The sequence below is a fragment of the Pradoshia sp. Z6_59 genome (genome assembly GCF_058267515.1).
Window position 1 is genome coordinate 34886 of record NZ_JBZCPP010000022.1, and the last position, 20682, is coordinate 55567.

The 20682-nt window shown below is 36.9% G+C and carries 19 protein-coding genes and 1 riboswitch; of the genes, 14 read left to right on the plus strand and 5 right to left on the minus strand.

The window, feature by feature from the left end; genetic code table 11:
* Nucleotides 1–9 precede the first annotated feature (9 nt).
* From AC4D4B_RS17110 to AC4D4B_RS17120, 3 genes are read right to left on the minus strand one after another with little or no spacing between them, the layout of a single operon-like run.
* Nucleotides 10–843 (minus strand): hypothetical protein, encoded by an 834-nt coding sequence (locus tag AC4D4B_RS17110; protein WP_491000595.1) that lies wholly within the window; start codon nt 841–843, stop codon nt 10–12.
* Nucleotides 840–1529, minus strand: a complete 690-nt coding sequence (locus AC4D4B_RS17115) for an ABC transporter ATP-binding protein (protein ID WP_491000596.1) — start codon at nt 1527–1529, stop codon at nt 840–842. Before AC4D4B_RS17115 ends, AC4D4B_RS17110 begins: the two co-directional genes overlap by 4 nt.
* Before the next feature lie 12 nt (nt 1530–1541).
* Nucleotides 1542–1913 (minus strand): GntR family transcriptional regulator, encoded by a 372-nt coding sequence (locus AC4D4B_RS17120; protein ID WP_490996121.1) that lies wholly within the window; start codon nt 1911–1913, stop codon nt 1542–1544.
* Between the two features lie 204 nt (nt 1914–2117).
* Between AC4D4B_RS17120 and AC4D4B_RS17125 the strand changes: the two genes are divergently transcribed.
* Entirely contained in the window at nt 2118–2960 is an 843-nt protein-coding gene (locus AC4D4B_RS17125) for a patatin-like phospholipase family protein (protein ID WP_490996122.1), read from the plus strand.
* A 48-nt stretch (nt 2961–3008) separates the two neighbouring features.
* Here the strand turns inward: AC4D4B_RS17125 and AC4D4B_RS17130 are convergent, their stop codons facing one another.
* Nucleotides 3009–4052 carry a M42 family metallopeptidase gene (locus AC4D4B_RS17130; protein WP_491000597.1) on the minus strand — a complete coding sequence of 348 codons (1044 nt, stop codon included), beginning with the start codon at nt 4050–4052 and terminating at the stop codon, nt 3009–3011.
* 133 nt (nt 4053–4185) lie between these two features.
* A riboswitch (SAM riboswitch) is annotated at nt 4186–4290 on the plus strand.
* Nucleotides 4291–4475: 185 nt separating this feature from the next.
* Here AC4D4B_RS17130 and AC4D4B_RS17135 point away from each other — a divergent pair.
* The 13 genes from AC4D4B_RS17135 (at nt 4476) to AC4D4B_RS17195 (ending at nt 19760) form a co-directional block, all read left to right on the plus strand.
* Entirely contained in the window at nt 4476–5576 is a 1101-nt protein-coding gene (locus tag AC4D4B_RS17135; protein WP_491000598.1) for a methionine biosynthesis PLP-dependent protein, read from the plus strand.
* Nucleotides 5577–5706: 130 nt separating this feature from the next.
* Complete coding sequence (locus AC4D4B_RS17140) at nt 5707–6492, plus strand: ABC transporter ATP-binding protein (RefSeq protein WP_490996125.1); 786 nt, start codon at nt 5707–5709, stop codon at nt 6490–6492.
* Nucleotides 6493–6495: 3 nt separating this feature from the next.
* The gene (locus tag AC4D4B_RS17145; protein ID WP_491000599.1) at nt 6496–8127 is read left to right on the plus strand and encodes an ABC-2 family transporter permease; all 1632 of its coding nucleotides are present in this window, start codon (nt 6496–6498) and stop codon (nt 8125–8127) included.
* A gap of 159 nt (nt 8128–8286) precedes the next feature.
* Nucleotides 8287–8832, plus strand: a complete 546-nt coding sequence (locus AC4D4B_RS17150; RefSeq protein WP_491000600.1) for a cysteine hydrolase family protein — start codon at nt 8287–8289, stop codon at nt 8830–8832.
* Nucleotides 8833–8849: 17 nt separating this feature from the next.
* Entirely contained in the window at nt 8850–10331 is a 1482-nt protein-coding gene (locus AC4D4B_RS17155; RefSeq protein WP_491000601.1) for a nicotinate phosphoribosyltransferase, read from the plus strand.
* A 395-nt stretch (nt 10332–10726) separates the two neighbouring features.
* On the plus strand, nt 10727–11953 hold the full coding sequence (locus AC4D4B_RS17160) for a helix-turn-helix domain-containing protein (protein WP_490996129.1): 1227 nt from the start codon (nt 10727–10729) through the stop codon (nt 11951–11953).
* 471 nt (nt 11954–12424) lie between these two features.
* Nucleotides 12425–13672 carry a S8 family peptidase gene (locus tag AC4D4B_RS17165; RefSeq protein WP_491000602.1) on the plus strand — a complete coding sequence of 416 codons (1248 nt, stop codon included), beginning with the start codon at nt 12425–12427 and terminating at the stop codon, nt 13670–13672.
* A 486-nt stretch (nt 13673–14158) separates the two neighbouring features.
* Nucleotides 14159–15076: a hypothetical protein gene (locus AC4D4B_RS17170; protein WP_490996131.1), complete on the plus strand. Its 918-nt coding sequence runs from the start codon at nt 14159–14161 to the stop codon at nt 15074–15076.
* Between the two features lie 8 nt (nt 15077–15084).
* Nucleotides 15085–15240, plus strand: a complete 156-nt coding sequence (locus AC4D4B_RS17175; protein WP_490996132.1) for a hypothetical protein — start codon at nt 15085–15087, stop codon at nt 15238–15240.
* A gap of 387 nt (nt 15241–15627) precedes the next feature.
* Nucleotides 15628–16917, plus strand: coding sequence for an ABC transporter substrate-binding protein (locus AC4D4B_RS17180; RefSeq protein ID WP_490996133.1), 1290 nt, complete (start codon nt 15628–15630; stop codon nt 16915–16917).
* Between the two features lie 118 nt (nt 16918–17035).
* A complete protein-coding gene (locus tag AC4D4B_RS17185) occupies nt 17036–17896 on the plus strand; it encodes a carbohydrate ABC transporter permease (protein WP_490996134.1) in 861 nt (286 codons plus the stop codon).
* Entirely contained in the window at nt 17896–18711 is an 816-nt protein-coding gene (locus AC4D4B_RS17190; RefSeq protein ID WP_490996135.1) for a carbohydrate ABC transporter permease, read from the plus strand. The genes AC4D4B_RS17185 and AC4D4B_RS17190 overlap by 1 nt, the downstream gene beginning before the upstream one ends.
* A gap of 26 nt (nt 18712–18737) precedes the next feature.
* Complete coding sequence (locus AC4D4B_RS17195; protein ID WP_490996136.1) at nt 18738–19760, plus strand: LacI family DNA-binding transcriptional regulator; 1023 nt, start codon at nt 18738–18740, stop codon at nt 19758–19760.
* A gap of 429 nt (nt 19761–20189) precedes the next feature.
* Here the strand turns inward: AC4D4B_RS17195 and AC4D4B_RS17200 are convergent.
* On the minus strand, nt 20190–20682 hold a 493-nt coding region (locus AC4D4B_RS17200), incomplete at its 5' end, for an MFS transporter (protein ID WP_491000603.1).

Below are 20682 nucleotides of genomic sequence, written 5' to 3' on the forward strand. Positions count from 1 at the left end.
TTCCTCTCCTTACACAGTTATTTTCTTATTTAATAAATAGCGGCTGAGTAAAATGGAAATAATACCTAAAATACTGACTGTAACGCTTTCAATGATGATTAGCTCAGATGTATAAACGTAATTACCTAATCCTAATAATTCAATTAAAATAATAGGTGCTACTAATACAGCTACAACAGCTACACAATACAGAATGCCAAGAATAATCCCTTTCCATTTGAAACTGCGCTCAAGCAATATAACCGTGAACAGGATGCTCAAAGCAATAAATCCTGCACCATAATATAAAACGAATTCTGTGAAGGTAGATGGGAGAATAATCGTAATAAATTGTGATCCCTTGATTAAGCTACCGATAGATACCTCATTTAAATAATCCGCTGATATAAACCATTCCAGAATTTTTGACTCAATTAGAAGGAGGATCAACTGGATAGATACTAGAGAGAGTATAAGTACCATTAGAGTCGTTAATTTTGAAAAATAAATATTCATTCGTGATGTAGGAATCATTAATAAACGATAGATAAAAGAACCTTTACCGGACCAGTCACGGTACCAAATTAGAAAGATATATAAAAAGATGGCACCTGCACATAAGGCAATCGGACCATTAAACCAAATAGAAGTTACATAATTGTCCATTCCGTAATAACCAAATTCATCAATAAAGACTCCTATAGGGACACCATTCGTTAATGACTTATTAGCATCACTCATGTAGATGTTAGCTTCGATGATTAACCCGGCAACCTGTATAATAAAAACAGCAATGATTAATCCAAATAAAATTTTAAAAAATCGATTTAACTCCATATTCACAAGCTTAAAAAAGCGATTCATCCTCTATACACCTCTCTCATCACATCTACGACAGACTTACCTTCGTTATTCCGAACTTCTTCTGCATTAAATTCTTTATAAACGACTCCGTCATTTAACAAAACAACTTTATCAATGAGGTGCTCAATATCGTTGATTTCATGGGTTGTGATGATAACGCCGCGATCTTCAATCAGGTGGCTTGTAAAAACATCTGCTATTTGTTCACGGCTGAAAATATCGATACCGGAGAATGGTTCATCCATAAGAACATAATCAACTTCCAGGGCCAATCCTAATAGCAAATTCACTTTTGCGGTATTTCCTTTAGATAATGTTGAAATCCGTACGTTTTCATCCAATTTAAAAAAGCTTAATAATTCATCGGCACGATCCTGGTTCCAGCTTTCATAAAAATCATTCATAAAATCCATTGCCTCCATAATGGTGAAGTTCGAAAGCATCGTGAACGTATCTGGAATAAATGTGATTTTCTCATACGTATCCTTCGTTCTATTAGCTCCGTTTATAAGAATTTCTCCACCATTAATAGGGGTAAGGCCCATAATGGATTTCATAATCGTTGTTTTACCAACACCGTTTATACCGATTAAACACGTGATTTCCCCTTTGTTGGCTGTAAATGATACTTCATCCAATACTTTTTTTCTTCCAAATTTTTTCGTTACATTTTTTACTTCTAACATGAGATCCCCTCCTTACTCTTGTTCCGCATTATATTTTTCTTTGACAATACTCAACAATTCATCTACGGGTAATTGAATCGGTTTAATTGCCTGAACAAAGGTGTCAACGGCTTCAACTATGAGTTCCTGACGAACGCTTGACAATATGACCTTGTCAGTTGTGACTCGGCTTGGGAAATTCCTTTCTGTGTGAATCAATCCCTGTTCCTCCATTTCCTTATACGCTTTTTGAGCAGTATTGGGGTTTATTTTTAGAAGATTGGCAAGCTCACGTCGAGAAGGAATCTCATCTCCGCTTGCAAGCCGACCGGTAGCTATTTGTTCTTTGAAGTAACGGACAACTTGTAAATATACAGGATCCCGGTTATTAAAGATGATGTTCATGAATTCATCTCCTATGGCTTTTAACCAATTATTAGTGTGTGTACTATGTGGTTCATACACCTGATATGTGTACTATACAGTTAATACACTAAAACTGTCAATAGAATAGTAAAAAATTCCCTGAAATAGTTTTGAAACGTGTAATTGATTTATATAGGTGAAGGCAAAATAATAAGGATTCTCTGTGAAAGGAGTTTACTTATTATGCAGAATACAGGTCTTGTTCTAGAGGGCGGCGGAATGAGAGGATTATATACAGCTGGAGTTCTGCGGTATTTGATGGAACAGGATATATATGTGCCATATACAATTGGTGTTTCAGCCGGTGCATGTAATGGCTCTTCTTATATTTCACGGCAAATAGACCGTAATTATATGGCGAATATTGATTATGTCTCACATCCGGAATACCTATCCTATAAACGTTTTCTGAAAAAACGTGAATTATTTGGAATGGACTTTATTTTCGATAAACTTCCAAATGAGCTGGTTCCATTTGATATGAAGGCTTTTTGTGAAGCAAAGGAACAGTTTGTCGTCGGTGTTACCGATTGTGTCACAGGCGAACCAGTATACTACAGAAAAGAGCACCTTACAAAAGATATTATAACGATTTTGCGCGCTTCCAGTTCGATTCCTTTTTTTGCTCCGGAAATCTCTTATGATGGCAGGATGTTGCTTGATGGTGGAGTTGCCGATCCAATACCGATTCAAAAATCCCAAGCAGATGGGAATACAAAAAATATCGTTGTGCTCACCGGGAACAAAGGCTATATGAAAGCGTCGTCGTTTGATTGGCTTGGAAAAAGAAAATATAAGAACTATCAAGGGCTGCTAAAGGCCCTTCGCAAACGGCATATCGTTTACAATGATACGATCCGCTATTTGGAGGAACAGGAGGAAAAGGGACTTGTCGTTATTATTCGTCCATTAGTGAAATCAGATGTCAGCCGTGTTGAGCGTAACCCTAAAAAGCTGAAAAAGCTATACAATCAAGGATATGCTGAGGCCAAGGCTGCTTATGGAAAAATAAAACGGTTATTGTAATAAAAACCCATCACGTTAAATAGTGATGGGTTAACATTAAGTATGAAATTAGGCTAATTCTGATTGTAAGTAATTCCAGATTAAATGAGCAGTATGTTCAATAGAACTGATATGGGTTCTTTCAAAAGCATGTGAAGCATCAATGCCAGGTCCAATTAATCCGTGTTTGATATCATAACCGGCACGGATGGCAGCAGAAGCATCAGAACCGTAGAAAGGATATATATCTACACGGTAATCAATCTTGTGCTGCTTTGCTAACGCGACTAAATGCTGACGAAGGCCATAATGATAGGGGCCGCTTGAATCTTTCGCACAAATGGAAACACTGTATTCATCCGTAGATTGTCCATCCCCAATGGCTCCCATATCTACAGCCAGGTATTCAACGGTTTCAGCAGGAATATTGGAGTTTCCGCCATAGCCAATTTCTTCGTTATTTGAAATTAAGAAATGAGTTGTATAGGGAAGAGTGATACCTTCTTCTTTTAGCTGTTTAATGATGTACATTAAAATGCCGACACTCGCTTTATCATCTAAATGACGGGATTTAATAAATCCATTGTCTGTCAATTCAACGCGTGGCTCGAAGGAAACAAAATCACCTACGGAAATACCCAAACCTTCTGTATCCGTCTTGCTTTTAGTCACAGCATCAATTCGAACTTCAATCGTTGCATCCTCGCGTTTAATATCCCCCATTTTCTGATAAACATGGACTGAGGTTTGGTTTAATAGTATTGTCCCTGTATACGTTTTCCCTTCAGAAGTATGGATTTTACAATATTCGCCCTCCACAGAATTCCAGCGAAATCCGCCGATCATTGATAATTTTAAACGTCCGCTTGGTTTGATTTCTTTCACCATAGCACCTAATGTGTCTACATGGGCTGTTAGAAAACGGTGCTTTGTATCATCCTGCCCCTTGATTGTTGCCAATAGGGCACCTTTATTTGTTTTTATTGCAGGTATTCCTTGAGATTGTAAAAACTGTGCTACATGATCAATCACTTCCGTTGTATAGCCGCTCGGACTTGGAATGGATACAAGGTTTTTTATGTACTGGAAAATTTCCTGACCATTGGCTTTCATGGTTTCGAATCACTCCTTTTTATGGATAGATTTATTATATACCTTTGTTAAAAAGTTGGACAATAAAGGCAGAAATAACTTGCTTTTTTAGCAGTGGGACTGTAAATTTATAGTTAAATAAATATTCTGAAAAATCTTATCAAGAGAGATGGAGGGACAGGCCCTGTGAAATCTCAGCAACCGCCAATATGGAAAGGTGCTAATTCCTGCAGGAAGAATCATTCCTGGCCGATAAGAAGGAGCTCATTTTAATGAAAAGTCTTCTTCTTGAAGACTTTTTTCGTTTATAAGCCTATTTTTCATTCACTGGCAAAATGAGCAGATTGAGGAAATTCGCAACATATGATGGTGTATAAGAGCCGGACGAAGGTAAATCAGAATAACTGTATTTTGGGGATTAATAAAGAGAGAGGAGTCATACATATGACAACAGTTAAAATTGAAACACTCTTAGCTCAAATAGGCAATCGAAGTGAAACACAAACAGGTACTGTTAATCCGCCAGTTTATTTTTCCACAGCCTATCGCCATAACGGAATAGGGGAATCAACAGGGTTTGATTACATAAGAACAGGGAACCCAACCAGAAAATTATTAGAGGAAGCAATTGCCGAGCTAGAGGGTGGTGAACAGGGATTTGCCTATAGTTCAGGCATGGCTGCCATTCACTCATTGCTATGCTTATTTTCTCCAGGCGATGAAATAGCCGTCTCTGCTGATCTTTATGGAGGGACCTACCGGTTATTTGAACAAATATGGAAGACATATGGCATCAAGTTTACCTATTGCCATACATATGAAGATTTTGCTGAATCCATTACGGAAAATACGAAGGCCTTCTTTATAGAAACTCCGACAAATCCGCTTATGCAGGAAATGGATATTAAAGAAATTGCTCAATTGACCCAATCTAACAATCTACTGCTCATCGTAGATAATACGTTTTATACACCCATTTTACAAAGACCGATTGAGCAGGGAGCAGATATTGTTGTCCACAGTGCCACCAAATATTTAGCAGGACATAATGATGTGTTGGCAGGTTTAATTGTCTCAAAGAGTGCAGAGGTTGGTGCACTTTTAGAGGAATATCAAAATGCCACAGGAGCCGTGCTGCCCCCATTTGACTCCTGGCTTGTGATGAGAGGAATGAAAACATTGAGCCTACGGATGAGGCAGCATGAGGAAAATGCTAAGAAAATCAGCAGATTTTTAAGAGAAAGAGAAGAAGTGACAGATGTCCTTTATCCTGGTAAAGGGGGGATGATATCGTTCCGGCTAAAATCAGAGGAATGGGTCAATCCATTTTTAAAAAGCCTTCAAATCATATCCTTTGCTGAAAGTCTGGGTGGAGTAGAAAGCTTAATGACATACCCTGCTACACAAACACATGCGGATATCCCTGAGGAAGTGCGGACACAAAATGGGGTCTGTAATTGTTTGCTGCGCTATTCTGTTGGGATTGAGCATGCAGATGATTTGATTGATGATCTTATTCAAGCTTTTGAATCATTATCGATTTAGGTTAACTTTACAGGCATTTAGGTGCATCATGAAGCATTCCAGAAGTAATACCTGAAAAGGATAAATCAGAAAATTATGTAAATTAAAGACCCGTTTTGTTATACTAAACCAAAATGGGTCTTTGGGGAGAATGAAAATGGCTGAACAGGTGATTTCTATTAGTAATCTTCAAATGCATTATGGGTCGAAAGAAGTTCTTCGAGGAATTAATCTTAATGTAAACAAGGGACAAATTATCGGATATATAGGTCCCAATGGGGCAGGAAAAACAACAACGGTTAAAATATTACTCGGACTCCTTACAGACTATACAGGCTCAGTGAAGATCTTTGATAAAGAGCTTTCTGAGGATAGGATCACCTATAAAAATAGAATTGGCTATGTGCCTGAATTGGCGGATTTATATGATGTATTGACTGCACGAGAATATTTGACTTTTATAGGCGAGCTATATGGTTTGTCTTATGAGCAGGCTGACCAGAAGGCTTTTAAATTAATGAGGCTATTAAACATTGAAGAAATGTATGATTCACGAATAAATAGTTATTCAAAAGGGATGAAGCAAAAGGTTCTGTTAATTTCAAGCCTTCTTCATAATCCAGATATTTTATTTTTAGATGAACCGTTAAGCGGCCTCGACGCAAATAGCGTTATGATCATCAAAGAATTACTGGGTCTGCTGGCAAGTGAAGGGAAAACTATTTTTTATTCCTCACATATCATGGATGTTGTCGAGAAAATTAGCAATCGAATTATTTTACTGCATGAAGGCAGAATAGTTGCAGATGGAAGCTTTGCAGAATTACAGGATGTTGGCAAGGAAGGAACTCTTGAAGAAATTTTTAACCAGCTAACCGGTTTTACCCAACATCGTTCAATTGCCGAAGATATTGTATCTGTCGTCAAAGAGGATTAATAGATGAAAAAATTTATGAGTTTGCGTGTGTTGGATAGAGGACAGAAGCTATTTCAGTGGATGGGAATTGATTATCCGGTTATGAGAAGAATTCTTCAGGTTAAGCTTACAATGGACGCGAGAAGAGTTCCCACTTTGATGAATGATGAGTCTGGAAATACTGGTAAGGATTCAAATCAGTTTTTGAAATCCTTATGGGTTTATGCGCTTATGGGTCTAATCTTGATTCCTTTTATGATTATGGGTGAAAATTATTTTTTCCAAATGAGTCTATTGTTTGCTGTTTTTATGTTCTTTATCATGACATCTTTAATATCTGATTTTTCCCATGTGATGCTGGATATACGGGATCAGTCTATTTTATTGTCTAGACCGGTTGATGGGAGAACGGTCTCGGTGGCAAAGCTGATACATATTATTATTTACCTTGGCACAATAACCATTATATTTATTGCGCCTGCGTTGATTGCTGCTATTGTTACTCAAGGAATTGGCTTTAGTCTTTTATTTTTGCTGGTCATTATATTGATTGATATATGGATAGTCTTGCTTACTGCTTTAATCTACTTGGTTATTTTAAAGTATTTTGATGGCGAGAAATTAAAAGATTTTATCAGTTATGTACAAATTTCCTTGTCTATTTTAATGATTATTGGCTATCAACTGATGGTGAGAATATTCGACCTTGTTGATAGGCAAGTAGAATTTACACCAACTTGGTGGAGCTACGCTCTTGCGCCTATTTGGTATGCCGCTCCATTTGAGGTAATACTTAATGGGAATTTTGCATGGCAATATATTCTCTTAATCAGCTTGGCTGTGATTGTACCACTTATTTCTGTCATTATTTATATTAAAAATGTTCAAAACTTTGAGCAGTATTTACAAAAGTTAACTAATCATACAGGAGCCTTATCGAAAAAGAAACGAAGCCAAATTTCAATGTTCCTATTACGAAATAAAGAAGAACGAGTCTTTTATCATTTCGCAAAGAACCTCATGAAAAACGAACAGGCGTTTAAACTGAAGGTATATCCTTCTATTGGAATGGTTATTATTTTTCCGTTTATTACACTACTTAATCAATTCGGGGAAAATGGATGGAAAGGTATTCAAAATAGCGGTGGATATTATACAATTTATTTTTGCGCGCTTATGATTCCAACTATTGCGATGGCACTGCGATATACAAATTCCTATAAAGGATCATGGATATACAGGGCCTCTCCATTACGGAGTGCAAAGTCTATCTTTATAGGTACATGGCATGCAGTCATGGCCAAGTATGTTCTTCCCATCTATTTGGCATATAGCTTTCTATTTATTCTTATATATGGAAGTGATATCTTTTGGGATCTAATGATTGGTCTCTTTACGTTATTTATAATGGCAGTCCTGTCGTTCAGGACATATACAATTATATTGCCATTTTCTAAACCAACTTCTGCAACACAGGAGAATGAGGCTATGAAGACCATTTTCCTACTTTTAATTCTTGGCGTATTTGCCGGATTTCACTTTCTTATAAGCAAGGTTGAGTATGGTTTATATGGATATGGGGGAGTCTTGCTGATCACAGCTATTCTTGTATGGCGATATGGATTTAGGGTCGACTTTAAAGATTTAAAGGATTGATACTATTTGAATAACCACTGTGTTCGTATCAAAAAGCACTGTTTATTTTATTTGTTGTTAACTTTCTTTAAAATCAAAGTAGGCATTTTGGAATACAATTTGATATTCTATACGTATGATAAGCGGATTTGATGGAAAATTGGATAGGGGAGTGGAGAGATGAAAGCTTTAATCAATATAGATTATACAAATGACTTTGTAGCAGATGATGGCAAATTAACATGCGGTAAACCTGGACAGGAAATTGAAGAGTACATGGTTTCTTTAACAAAAAGATTCATTGAGGACAAAGATTTTGTTGTATTTGCTATTGATGTGCACGATGAGAATGATCCATTCCACCCTGAAAGCAAATTATTCCCACCGCATAATATACGTGGTACCGAAGGGCGTTTATTATTTGGAAATCTTCAAAATGTGTATAATACTAATATTGGACAAGAGAACCTGCTATGGATTGATAAAACACGATACTCAGCCTTTGCTGGTACTGATTTGGAAATTAAATTGCGTGAACGTGGAATCACGGAATTACATTTAGTCGGAGTTTGTACAGATATCTGTATTTTGCATACAGCAGTGGATGCTTATAATAAAGGGTTTAAAATAGTTGTACATAAAAATGGAGTGGCGAGCTTTAATGAAGCAGGACATGAGTGGGCCTTATCCCACTTCGAAAAAACACTGGGAGCCAGTGTTTTGTAATTGAAGGAGGAAGTTTGATGACACATTATCCGGACGACAGCTTTGCTTTACATACAGACCTATACCAAATTAATATGATGGAAACCTATTTTAATGATGGAATCCATAATAAAAAAGCGGTATTTGATGTGTATTTCAGGCGTAACCCATTTAAGAACGGTTACGCAATATTTGCCGGACTTGAACGAGTGATTACATATATTAAAGACTTAAAATTTACGGAAAGTGATATTCAATATTTAAGGGAAGAGCTTAAGTATAACGAAGCATTCCTTGAATATTTAAAAGAACTGCGTTTTACAGGGACCATCAGAAGCATGAAAGAAGGCGAGCTCGTTTTCGAAAATGAGCCATTAATGCGAATTGAGGCTCCGCTTGCAGAAGCTCAGCTGGTTGAAACAGCAATATTGAATATTATTAATTACCAAACTCTTATTGCAACAAAAGCATCACGTCTGAGTGTAGTAACTGGTGGTGAATCCCTGTTTGAATTCGGTACAAGGAGAGCACAGGAAACTGAAGCGGCCATTTGGGGAACAAGAGCCGCTTATATCGGAGGATTTCAGGCAAGCAGTAATGTCAGAGCCGGCAAGAAATTCGGCATTCCGGTAGTAGGAACTCATGCGCACGCGCTTGTTCAGGCTTATCGGGATGAATACACAGCCTTCCGTAAATATGCAGAATCACATTATGATTGCACCTTTCTTGTTGATACCTTTGATACATTAAAATCAGGTGTGCCAACTGCCATACGAGTAGCGAAGGAAATGGGCGATAAAATTAAATTCAAAGCCATTCGTTTGGATAGCGGGGATTTAGCTTACTTGTCTAAAAAAGCGCGCAAAATGCTTGATGAAGCAGGCTTTACAGATACGTTAATTACAGCTTCCAATGACTTAGATGAAGCAACAATCCTGAACCTGAAAGCACAGGGCGCCAAAATTGATATGTGGGGTGTCGGAACCAAACTGATTACGGCCTATGACCAGCCAGCCTTAGGAGCTGTATATAAAATGGTCAGCATTGAAGATGAAAATGGTGATATGGTTGATACGATCAAAATCAGTGCAAATCCTGAAAAAGTGACTACTCCTGGAATGAAGAATGTGTATCGGATTATTAATAAAGAAACAAATAAATCAGAAGGGGATTATATTACACTCGAATATGAAAATCCTGCTTCTGAGAAAATATTGACTATGTTCCATCCTGTACATACTTTCATTAGCAAGGAAGTAACAAATTTTGATGCAATACCACTGCATGAAAACATTTTTGTGGATGGACAATTAGTGTATAAAACCCCAGACTTGACGGTTATTCAACAGTTTGCCAAGGATAACCTGGACTTGCTTTGGGATGAATATAAACGGTTCCTTAATCCGGAAAAATACCCGGTTGATTTAAGTCCAAAATGCTGGGAAAATAAACGGGTTCGTATTCAGGAAATAATGGAACACGTGAGAAAAACAGAAGCTGAAGTGAAAAACTGGAGATAATCAGCAATCCACCTTGCCAATAGACAAGGTGGATTTTTGCTTTCAAAATAAATTTTAGGAAGGGAGCGCTTATACTTCGGGATGGAGACAATTATTTCGTTAGTATCGTTATATCCTTCCGATTGATTTAGAACAAGTAAGAATTAAAGGAGGAAGATTACGCAAATAGAGAATCATGCTGGAAAAAGAATGAATGAAGCTAAGAAATATTTAATGAACCTGGCATATAGTCAGGTTTTTATTTTTACTGACTAAAATCCGCTATAATATCAGCCTGTGTGTCGGTAAATGATGAAAAATAGGGAACGAAAATTATAAAAATAGGTTTCAGGATGTATGTTAGAACTTGACTTTTAAATATATAATATTGGAAACATATGGAAGAGGGTGGGTGCATGAAAGTAGGTTCGCTGATTAAATATTATCGGACTAAGCAGGGATTAACTCAAAGTGAGCTGGTCGAAGGCATATGTTCTGTACCTCATCTAAGTAAGATAGAACATAATGAAAAGGAAGCAAATGATCAAACGATTCATTTATTATTACAACGTTTAGGAGCAGATTTAACGAATGTTTATGAACAAAATAATACGGTGAAAAGATTGCTGGATGAATGGATTGAATGCATCAATTATTTTCAGATTGAAGAGGCAAAAGAGATTGATCGGAAGTTAGATGATTTGGTAGATTTCATTGCCTATACACCACATCTATTTTTATATGAATTGTATAAAATGAGATACTTATTATTTATTAAGGATACTAAAAAAGCCATTCAACATTATAAATGGCTCGATAAACATAAGAAGAATTTAAATTATCAGGAGCTATATTTGCTTCATTATTATCACGCTATTTGTCTGCTCATCCAAAATAAGTACAGACAGGCCAATGAAATTTTAGAGGAATTAGTTTCTGCAAGCAGGGATGGGATGAGTGTTTCTGCGGATGTCTATTACCATCTGGCACTTGCTAAATGTCATATGGAACAGCACGGGCATGCTATCTTTTATGCTAACGAGGCACTAAATGCCTTTACTACCCAATATAATATAAAGCGAATTATGCATACGCTTGTGATTCTTGGCATTAGTTATACTGATACAGGTATTTATGAGGTGGCAGCAGAGTGCTATAAACATGTGAAAAGAAATGCTGAGATTCTAAATGAATCGGCAACTTTATCGATTGCCTATCATAATATTGGTTATTTAAAGCAGAAAAAAGGAGAGCTGAGTGAAGCAAGAGACTATTATTATAAAGCTGTAAATTGTGAAGCGGAGAATGCCCAATCTTCTATGGTGAGCCTTTATGCTTTGGCAGAAATCTCTTATTATTTGGGAGAATGGGAACAGGCAAAAGAGTATTTACATCACTTAAAGAAGAAAGCTCATGAAACCGGGTCTAAAATATATCAAATGCTGCCCAATTATTATTTATATATGATTCAGGGAGAAGAAGAAAGAGCGATTAGCTATTTAGAAGAGTACACCCTTCCTTATCTATATAATGGGGAATCTCATTATAATGATATACGCAGTGTTAGTAAAATTCTGGCTGATTATTATAAGAAATCAGGAAAGTTTCAGAAGGCCTTGCAATATATTTATACAGACTACTAGTTAAGGAGGAGAATAGATGAAAAGAAAAGCTCCCATTTTGCCGCCAATCGTATAAATGGTGTCATTTTAGAGAGGGTCAAAAGGACTGATTGTCCATTCAATCAGTTCTTTTTTGTTTTCATTTTTTCACAATTAAATTAGCGGATTATAAAATTATCTAAATTTTACATAAATTTTATTGGGAAAATATAATTTCACTAGGTACAAACACCTGTTTGGGTTAATCGCCAAATAGGTCGCAAATAGGATAGGGAAATGTCGATAGATAAGAAAAAACGCAAAAAATATAGTATTTTGTCACAAAAACCAATCTGAAAACTTGGGAAAGTTTTTTTATTTGACAAAATGAAAAATAATAATTCTGAATTAATAGTTAATTTGTTCCGTGTTCAAAGAAAAAAATAGCCACTATAATAACGATACACCAAGAAAAGTTCACAGAAATTTCAAAAAATGAGAGGAGACTGAAAGATGAAAAAAAGGAAGATATTTGCTGGAGTTGTCCTAAGTGTATCAATGGCTTTATCTTTTGGCTCAGGAACAAATGCTGAACAGAGGTCGACTGCAAAGGATGTCAGCTCAGAAAAAACCTATCGTGTTCTGATTCAAGGGTCTCAGTCGGAAAAAACTAAAGTAAAGAAAAATATGGGGACACACCGAGACTTCAGCAATCAAGGATTTACAACAGATGTTTCTGAAAAAGAATATCAGAAACTATTGGAAAATAAGAATCTCAAAGTAGAAAAAGTACCTGAATTTAAAATTGCCGCAACTGCTATAGAAAAAGCTACTTCTGCACCTACAACCCGAGTGCCATGGGGAATTAAAGCAATCTATAATAATAGCTCTCTTACTTCTACCTCAGGCGGCAGTGGAATTAAAGTAGCAGTTTTGGATACGGGTGTGTTAAAAACACATGCGAGTCTTTCATCCAATATCGAACAATGTAAGGATTTCACTCAAACAAGCAGCACGGTTGTAAATGGCTCCTGTGCTGATGGGAATGGTCATGGTACCCATGTAGCCGGAACTGTGGCTGGTAATGGAACTGGCGTATATGGTGTTGCCCCTCAATCCAAAGTATGGGCCTACAAAGTTTTAGGTGACGATGGATCCGGTTATTCAGATGATATAGCAGCAGCAATCAGACATGCGGCAGACCAAGCTTCCTCTACAGGTTCAAAAGTAATTATTTCAATGTCACTTGGTTCTAGCTCTAATAACTCTCTTATTAGCAGTGCTGTAACATATGCTTATGGAAAAGGTGTTCTAATAATCGCGGCGGCTGGTAATAGCGGATATTCTGCCAATACAATCGGATATCCGGGGGCTTTAGCGAATGTAGTAGCTGTAGCAGCTCTTGAAAATGTTCAGCAAAATGGAACATACCGTGTCGCTAACTATTCCTCTAGAGGTAACCCATCCACAGATGGTGATTATGTAATTGGCTTAAAGGATGTTGAAATTTCTGCTCCAGGTTCTGCAGTAGAATCTACCTGGCATACGGGTGGATATAATACAATCAGTGGAACCTCAATGGCAACACCACACGTATCCGGATTGGCAGCAAAAATATGGGCTTCCAATACAGGATACTCTCATACACAGCTGCGCGCTGAATTACAAAGACGTGCGAAGTTAGTTGATATTAAAGGTGGATATGGAGCCGCTACAGGTGATGATTATGCATCCGGTTTTGGGTTTGCGAGAGTACAATAATAATTGTAACTTACGAATTAGCCTCCCGATTTTTGGGAGGCTGATTGATAAGGGAAATCCTTTAGAGAATGGTGTAATGAAAGGAGTCTGTAAAACCTAGGAGGTGCTTCCAGATGAAGGAGTGAATTTGAGGAAAACCAGCCAAACTTGTGGGGAATCCATCTAAAAGGAGGGGAAATACGGCAAGAGCAGAGCAAAATTCAGTCAAAGCAGGGGAGAATCGAGTAATCCGGAGCCGACATTAGTCAATGAGAGCTGATAAATAGCAGAGTCCAGCCAAAGTAAAGAGGAATTCAGCCGAGGTAGGAGAGGATCCAGCCAAACTCGAGAAGAATCCAGCCGAATTGAACGGAAAACCAGCCAACTGAGTCCGAAAGCCGACTGATCTATCAGATACAGAGAATCAATTACACTATTTAATTATTCATTACTATCCCCGTTTAGGTAGTTGCCATTAGTAAAATCCTTATAAAGGAATTGATGATGATGAAAAAATGGTTTCGAATGAAAGGATGCGTAGAGTTATTTCGCTCGATAGCCAAGAAAGGAATGCTATATTTTTATCAATTGGGGTTAGTTAGTATTGCCGGCTGGACATTGGCAAGTTTAGTGATGGCATATCATGAAGTTTTGATAAATCCGATACAGCTGCTCATGGTAACGGAATTGTCTAACCTTGATAAAGGTTGGTTCGTAGCATTGATGACCAATATTGTAACATCGGATGCAAATCGGATTATGGGTAGAGGATTATTGTTGCTGATTATTTGGATACTACTATTTCTATTTGTACCTTTAGCAACGAGGAGTTTAAAGAGCTTCAGATTATTTCAGTTTGAGATAGAGCTGGAGGATGAAGATCCTTCGGAGGAACAAGTCCCTGTCGAAATTTTTCAATATGCACGATTAAAAATCATTTCTAATATCTATGCCGAAAACAATAAAATGAGTCTCTACCGTTTCTATAATGAACAAGCCGGCTGGGCAGATTATAAAGAGGCACTGGCTTTCTATCTGGAAATAATGGCGGAGGAATACTGGGAGCAGGTTAGGATAGGAATTAATTGGGGGGTATATGAGTGGCAGGCTTTACCGGAAGAATGGAAACACCAGGCTTATATATCAGCAGATAAAGATAAGCCTTGTATAAAGAATAAACAAACGACTGTATATGGACCATCAAAAAATTCCCTGATTTATACGTATCGGCATTTTGACACCGTCCTTGTAACGGTTCTCTGGAGTTATACTCATGAGTTTGATGCTATTGACCAGCAATGCATGTATATACTTCATCATGCCTTATCTGATCGTCTGGAAAATATAGAATATGCCATCTGGATTGAAAAGAAAGCAGCCTGTGGTCATTTTTATGGAACTGATTGTGAAATTATGGAGAGGTGAGTATCGGATTGACTGATTATATTATGGACAAAGCCAAATATCGTGCTGAAAAATACAGACAATCGCCAAAAATGTTGAGTATCACTAAGGAGTGTACAGTTATTGAAATAAAGCCGATAGCCGAATATGGTTATGCAATCGAGAAAAAGAAATTTAAAAAATAGTCGGTTCAGATCAATAATCATATTGACTGGATGGTCTATTTTTTTTGGAGAAATAAGAGACCAAATAGTGTGGATGAAACTTCCATATCTGGTTAAAAAAACGAAAGTTCACATTCATAAATACTAGTAATATAAGAAACCGTTTGCACAACAAGTGAATTTTTTTTGACTTTTTGATAAAGTGTATTTGGTTAAATATTAAAAAAGTTGCAATAAATGTTTGTGATGTATATATTCTTATGGTAAATTGGAAAAGAAAGGTTTGTGCAAACGTTTTCGTAATCTGGAATAATTAGTAGTTTGCAAGAATAAGGTTCTTGATCACTTACATAGTATAGAAAACGTTTACATCAACCAAATTTTATAGAGAGAAGAGAGGGTAAAAGAATGAAACGTAAAAAATGGTATGCAGGTGCTTTATCAGCTTCGCTATTGGCAGCAGCTATCTTAACGGGATGTTCATCAGATAGCTCCTCATCTGAAAGTAAAGACAAAGTCACAATCGATGTATTTCAGTTTAAGGTAGAGTTTAAAGATCAATTTGAAGATGTTGCTGAAAAATATGAAAAAGAAAATCCAGATGTAGAAATTAATATTACTACAGTTGGAGGCGGCGAAGATTACGGTGCAGCTTTGAAATCAAAATTTGCATCTGGTAAGGAACCTGCTATTTACAATGTCGGAGGACCACAGGATGTTGAGGATTGGAAGGATAAATTAGCTGATTTATCCGATACTGAGGCATCCAAAGTAGCATTAGATGGGACTCTCGATGGTGTTTCTGCAGATGGTAAAGTACTTGGCCTTCCATATAACCAAGAAGGATACGGATTGCTTTATAACAAAGAGATCTTTGAAAAAGCTGGAATTAAAGCTGAAGAAATTAAAACAATGAAAGCGCTTGAAGAAGCGGTTGAAACGATTGACAGTAAAAAATCTGACCTTGGTATTAAGGAAGTATTTGCATTGCCAGGAAAAGAAAAATGGATTACAGGGCTGCATGCTTCCAATGTCTTTATCTCTCCAGAATTTGATGAAAATATTATGAATGCCTACAATTCTGACAAGGTTGATTTTAAATATGGCGATCAATATAAAGCATATATTGATTTGTCCAATAAATATTCTATTCAACCAACTGTAAGTCTTGATTACTCACAACAAGTAGAAGAAAACTTCTCGCTTGGTAAAGTAGCTATGATTCAACAAGGTAACTGGGTATATGGCTCTATCGCTGGTATTGATGAAAAGTTTGCACAAGATAAAGTTGGTATACTTCCAATACCTGTAGAAGGGTATAAAGAAGATTCCCTTCCAGTTGGCATTCCAATGTACTGGGGAGTAAACAGCAACATGGATGAAAAAGTGATTGAAGCTTCCAAAGACTTCTTGGATTGGCTATATACATCTGAAGAAGGTAAAAAGACTGTGTTGGAGGATTTCAGCTTCATTCCAGCTTATGAAGGATATGATTCTAGTAAAATTTCCGATCCAATCTCAAAAGAAGTATATGAGTATGCGACTGAAGGAAAAACAATTGGCTGGGTATTCATGGGCTATCCAACTGGTTGGGGGGAAAATAAATTGGGTGTTAACATCCAAAAATATTTAAGTGATGAAATGACATGGGATGAATTAATTAAAGAATCACAAAAATCCTGGACGGAATCTCGATAAGATTCCTTAAGGGATTAAACGGCGAAACAAAGTAGTTAGTGTTGGACTACTTTGTTTTGCTCAATACATAGATATTGGATAAGGTCGTAAATATCGTCACAATTTTGGAGGGGTAATGATGCGTACTCGCAGTTTTTCCTACTGGTTATTTCTTGCGCCGGTTCTGGTATCGCTATTTCTGGTGGTTCTTGTACCGCTTGGACTTGGGATTTTCTATTCATTTACGGATTGGAATGGAATTCAAATAACGGCTTTTGTAGGTTTCCAAAACTATATTGATATATTCCAAGAAAAAGAATTCATGGATGCTTTGTGGTTCACAGTTAAGTTTTCAATTGTATCGATTATTTTAATTAATGTGATTGGTTTAGTGTTAGCTTTAATTGTGACTTCAAAGATAAAATCAAATAATTTCTTACGTACAATCTTCTTTATGCCAAACTTGATTGGTGGACTGATTTTAGGTTTCATTTGGCAGTTTATTTTCACCAAAGCATTTGACGCAGTTGGTGTGGCCCTTGGTTATGAAGGTTTACAAGGCTGGTTGTCGACTACAAATACTGGATTCTGGGGATTAGTCATCCTGATGAGCTGGCAAATGGCCGGGTATATCATGATTATCTATATCTCTTATCTTGAAGGCGTTCCAGAAGAATTAACTGAAGCTGCCGAGATTGATGGAGCGAACTATTTTCAAAAACTACGCGCAATCATATTCCCGCTCGTAGCACCGGCATTTACCGTTAGTATGTTCTTGACGCTGTCCAATACGTTTAAATTATATGATCAAAACTTAAGCCTAACAGCTGGTGGACCTTATAACTCTACCCAAATGGTCGCCATGGAAATATTCCAGACTGCCTTTAGTGAGAGTGATATGGCATATGCCTCTGCAAAAGCGGTTATTTTCTTCTTAATTGTCGCATCAATCAGCTTGACACAAGTGTACATCAACAAGAAAAGGGAGGTTGAATTGTAATGCGTAAAAAGCATAACTGGCCATTGGAAATAGTCGGGCTTATCCTGGCCATAATTTGGCTCTCTCCATTTTATATCATGATTGTCAACTCGTTTAAAACAAAGAAGGAAATGTTTACAGATGTTTTAAGCCTTCCGGAAGCACTTAATTTTGATAATTATGTGGAAGCATTTGAACAATTAGATTTCCTTACAACTTTATTTAATTCAGTGTTAATTACAGTTGTAAGTGTAGGGTTGATTATTATCTTTTCCTCGATGGCTGCATATGCCCTGTCGAGGAATAAAAGTAAGATGAGTACATTTTTATTCTTTATTTTCGTAGCGGCGATGCTGATTCCTTTCCAATCCGTTATGGTTCCGCTAATTACGGTATTTGGAAAGTTTGAAATGCTGAATCGTGCTGGCTTAATCTTTATGTATATTGGCTTTGGCTGCAGCTTGTCGATCTTCCTGTATCATGGAACATTAAAAAGTATATCCCAGTCGCTTGATGAAGCGGCTACCATAGATGGAGCCAACAAATGGCAAATCTTCTGGCATATTATCTTCCCAATGCTAAAACCAATTTCTATTACAGTCGGTATTTTAAATACGATCTGGATTTGGAATGACTATCTATTGCCGTCCCTTGTCATCAACCAAGAAGGAATGCAGACTCTTCCATTGAAAATGTTCTTCTTCTTTGGGGAATATACAAAACAATGGCATCTTGCTCTAGCCGGGTTAACTTTAGCCATTATTCCTGTCATCATTGGCTATTTCTTTGCACAAAAACAAATTATTAAAGGTGTAGCTGAGGGTGCAGTGAAATAGGATTTACGAATTGAGGGGTGGCTCTGATGGATGTAACAATTAAAGACGTTGCTCGAGAAGCGAATGTAGCACCGTCAACTGTGTCAAGAGTCCTAAAGGATAGCCCGCATATCAGTCTTCAAACAAAACGGAGAGTCCGGGAAATCATGAATCGGATGGGGTATACCCCTAATTTTCAGGCTCAAAGCTTAGCTGGTAAAAGTACACAGGCTATAGGAGTAATTATGCCTGACACTGCCTATCAAGCATTTAAAAATCCTTTCTTCTCAGTCGTTCTACGTGGCATTAGCCGAAGTGCGAATGAACAAAAATATGGTTTGTATTTATCAACCAGTTATACCGAAGAAGGTATCTATGAAGAAGTTGTTTCTATGGTTCAAGGAAAAAGGGTAGACGGGTTAATACTCTTGTATTCACGTAAAAATGATAAAGTGATTGAGTTTTTAAAGCAAGTTAATTTCCCATTTACCGTAATTGGAAGACCTTTGATGCATGAAAAAAGTATTACCTATGTGGATAATGACAATGTGACAGTTGCTAAAGATGTTACAAAGTATTTGATAGAAATGGGACACAAGAATATTGCATTTATTGGAGGAAATGAAAACTTTGCTGTTACGATTGATCGTTTGAAAGGATACAGGGAGGCGTTGGAAGAGAGTGGACTACCATTTTGCAGGGATTATCTGATTGACGAACATCAATTTAATAATAAGGGTTTTGAATCACTAGCAAATCTAATTCATTCTAAGTCTATGCCAACCGCTATCATTGCGCAGGATGATTTGACTGGATATGAAATTTTAAGTTATTTGGAAAAACTTAATATCCATGTTCCAAGAGACCTTTCCATTATCGGCTTTAATAATCAAATTCTTTCTCAGCACTCGAGACCGCCACTGACATCAATAGAAATACATATATCACGCCTTGGTGTCGAAGCAACGAACAGTTTAATTGAAAAAATAAAGGATCCAAATACATTTCCAAAGAGAGTGACGGTTCCAATTCAATTTATTGAACGGGAATCTTGCAGAAACATAAAGTGAATTATAAAGCTGTCCAATCATTCATCCGAGTAACTGATTGGACAGCTTTTTTATGGGGATAAAAAAATACATTACGTTAGGCGTGTGTCCTATTTTAATAGTTAGGGAGAAAGAGTGCTATATAACTAAAAAATTATGGAAAGAGGAAATCGCTCAATTATAAATAAATTCGCTGAAATATTCCTAAATCGCTCAATTCATCTTCATTTTCGCGCAATTATTATGGAAAATGCTCAATTATATTCAGGGAAAGCTGTAGACTAAGATAATTTCTTATCTGTTTGGCTAATAAATGGTTTTTTTGAGCTTTTTTTTATTGAAATAAGCATGTAAAAGACAGGAATGAATACAGATGAATGGTTAAAACATCATTTATAGAAAAAATCGATTCAAGCAAGCTATGAACAAGCTGAATCGATCTTTTTTCATTTAATATTGAGTAACTCTTGAAGCTTGAGTAGCTTTTCTACCATGAGCTATATAATAAAGGCCTATAGCTATAAATGAGATAACAGCCATTGTTAAATAAAGCCCACTATAACCGGAAACCGGGATATAAAATCCTTGAACAAATGGTCCGATACCAATCCCAATGTCATACATGACAAAGAATGTGGAGGTGGCGAGCCCAAGTCGGTGGGGAGACGCCATTTTGATTGCTACAGTTTGTGCACTGGATTGGAAAGTGCCAAGCCCTACACCGATTATAGCGCCGGCTAAAAGCAATGTAATACTGTGGCTTGTCTGACTTAAAACGATCAACCCGATTGTGTACAAAATTAGAGAGGGATAGATTACTGTATTTTCACCGTATATATCGAACCATTTTCCCGTAAATGGCCGTGTTAGTATTAAACAAATAGAATACATGACAAAGAAGAAGCCTGCTGTCGATACTAAATTAAGCTCCTGAGAATATGAA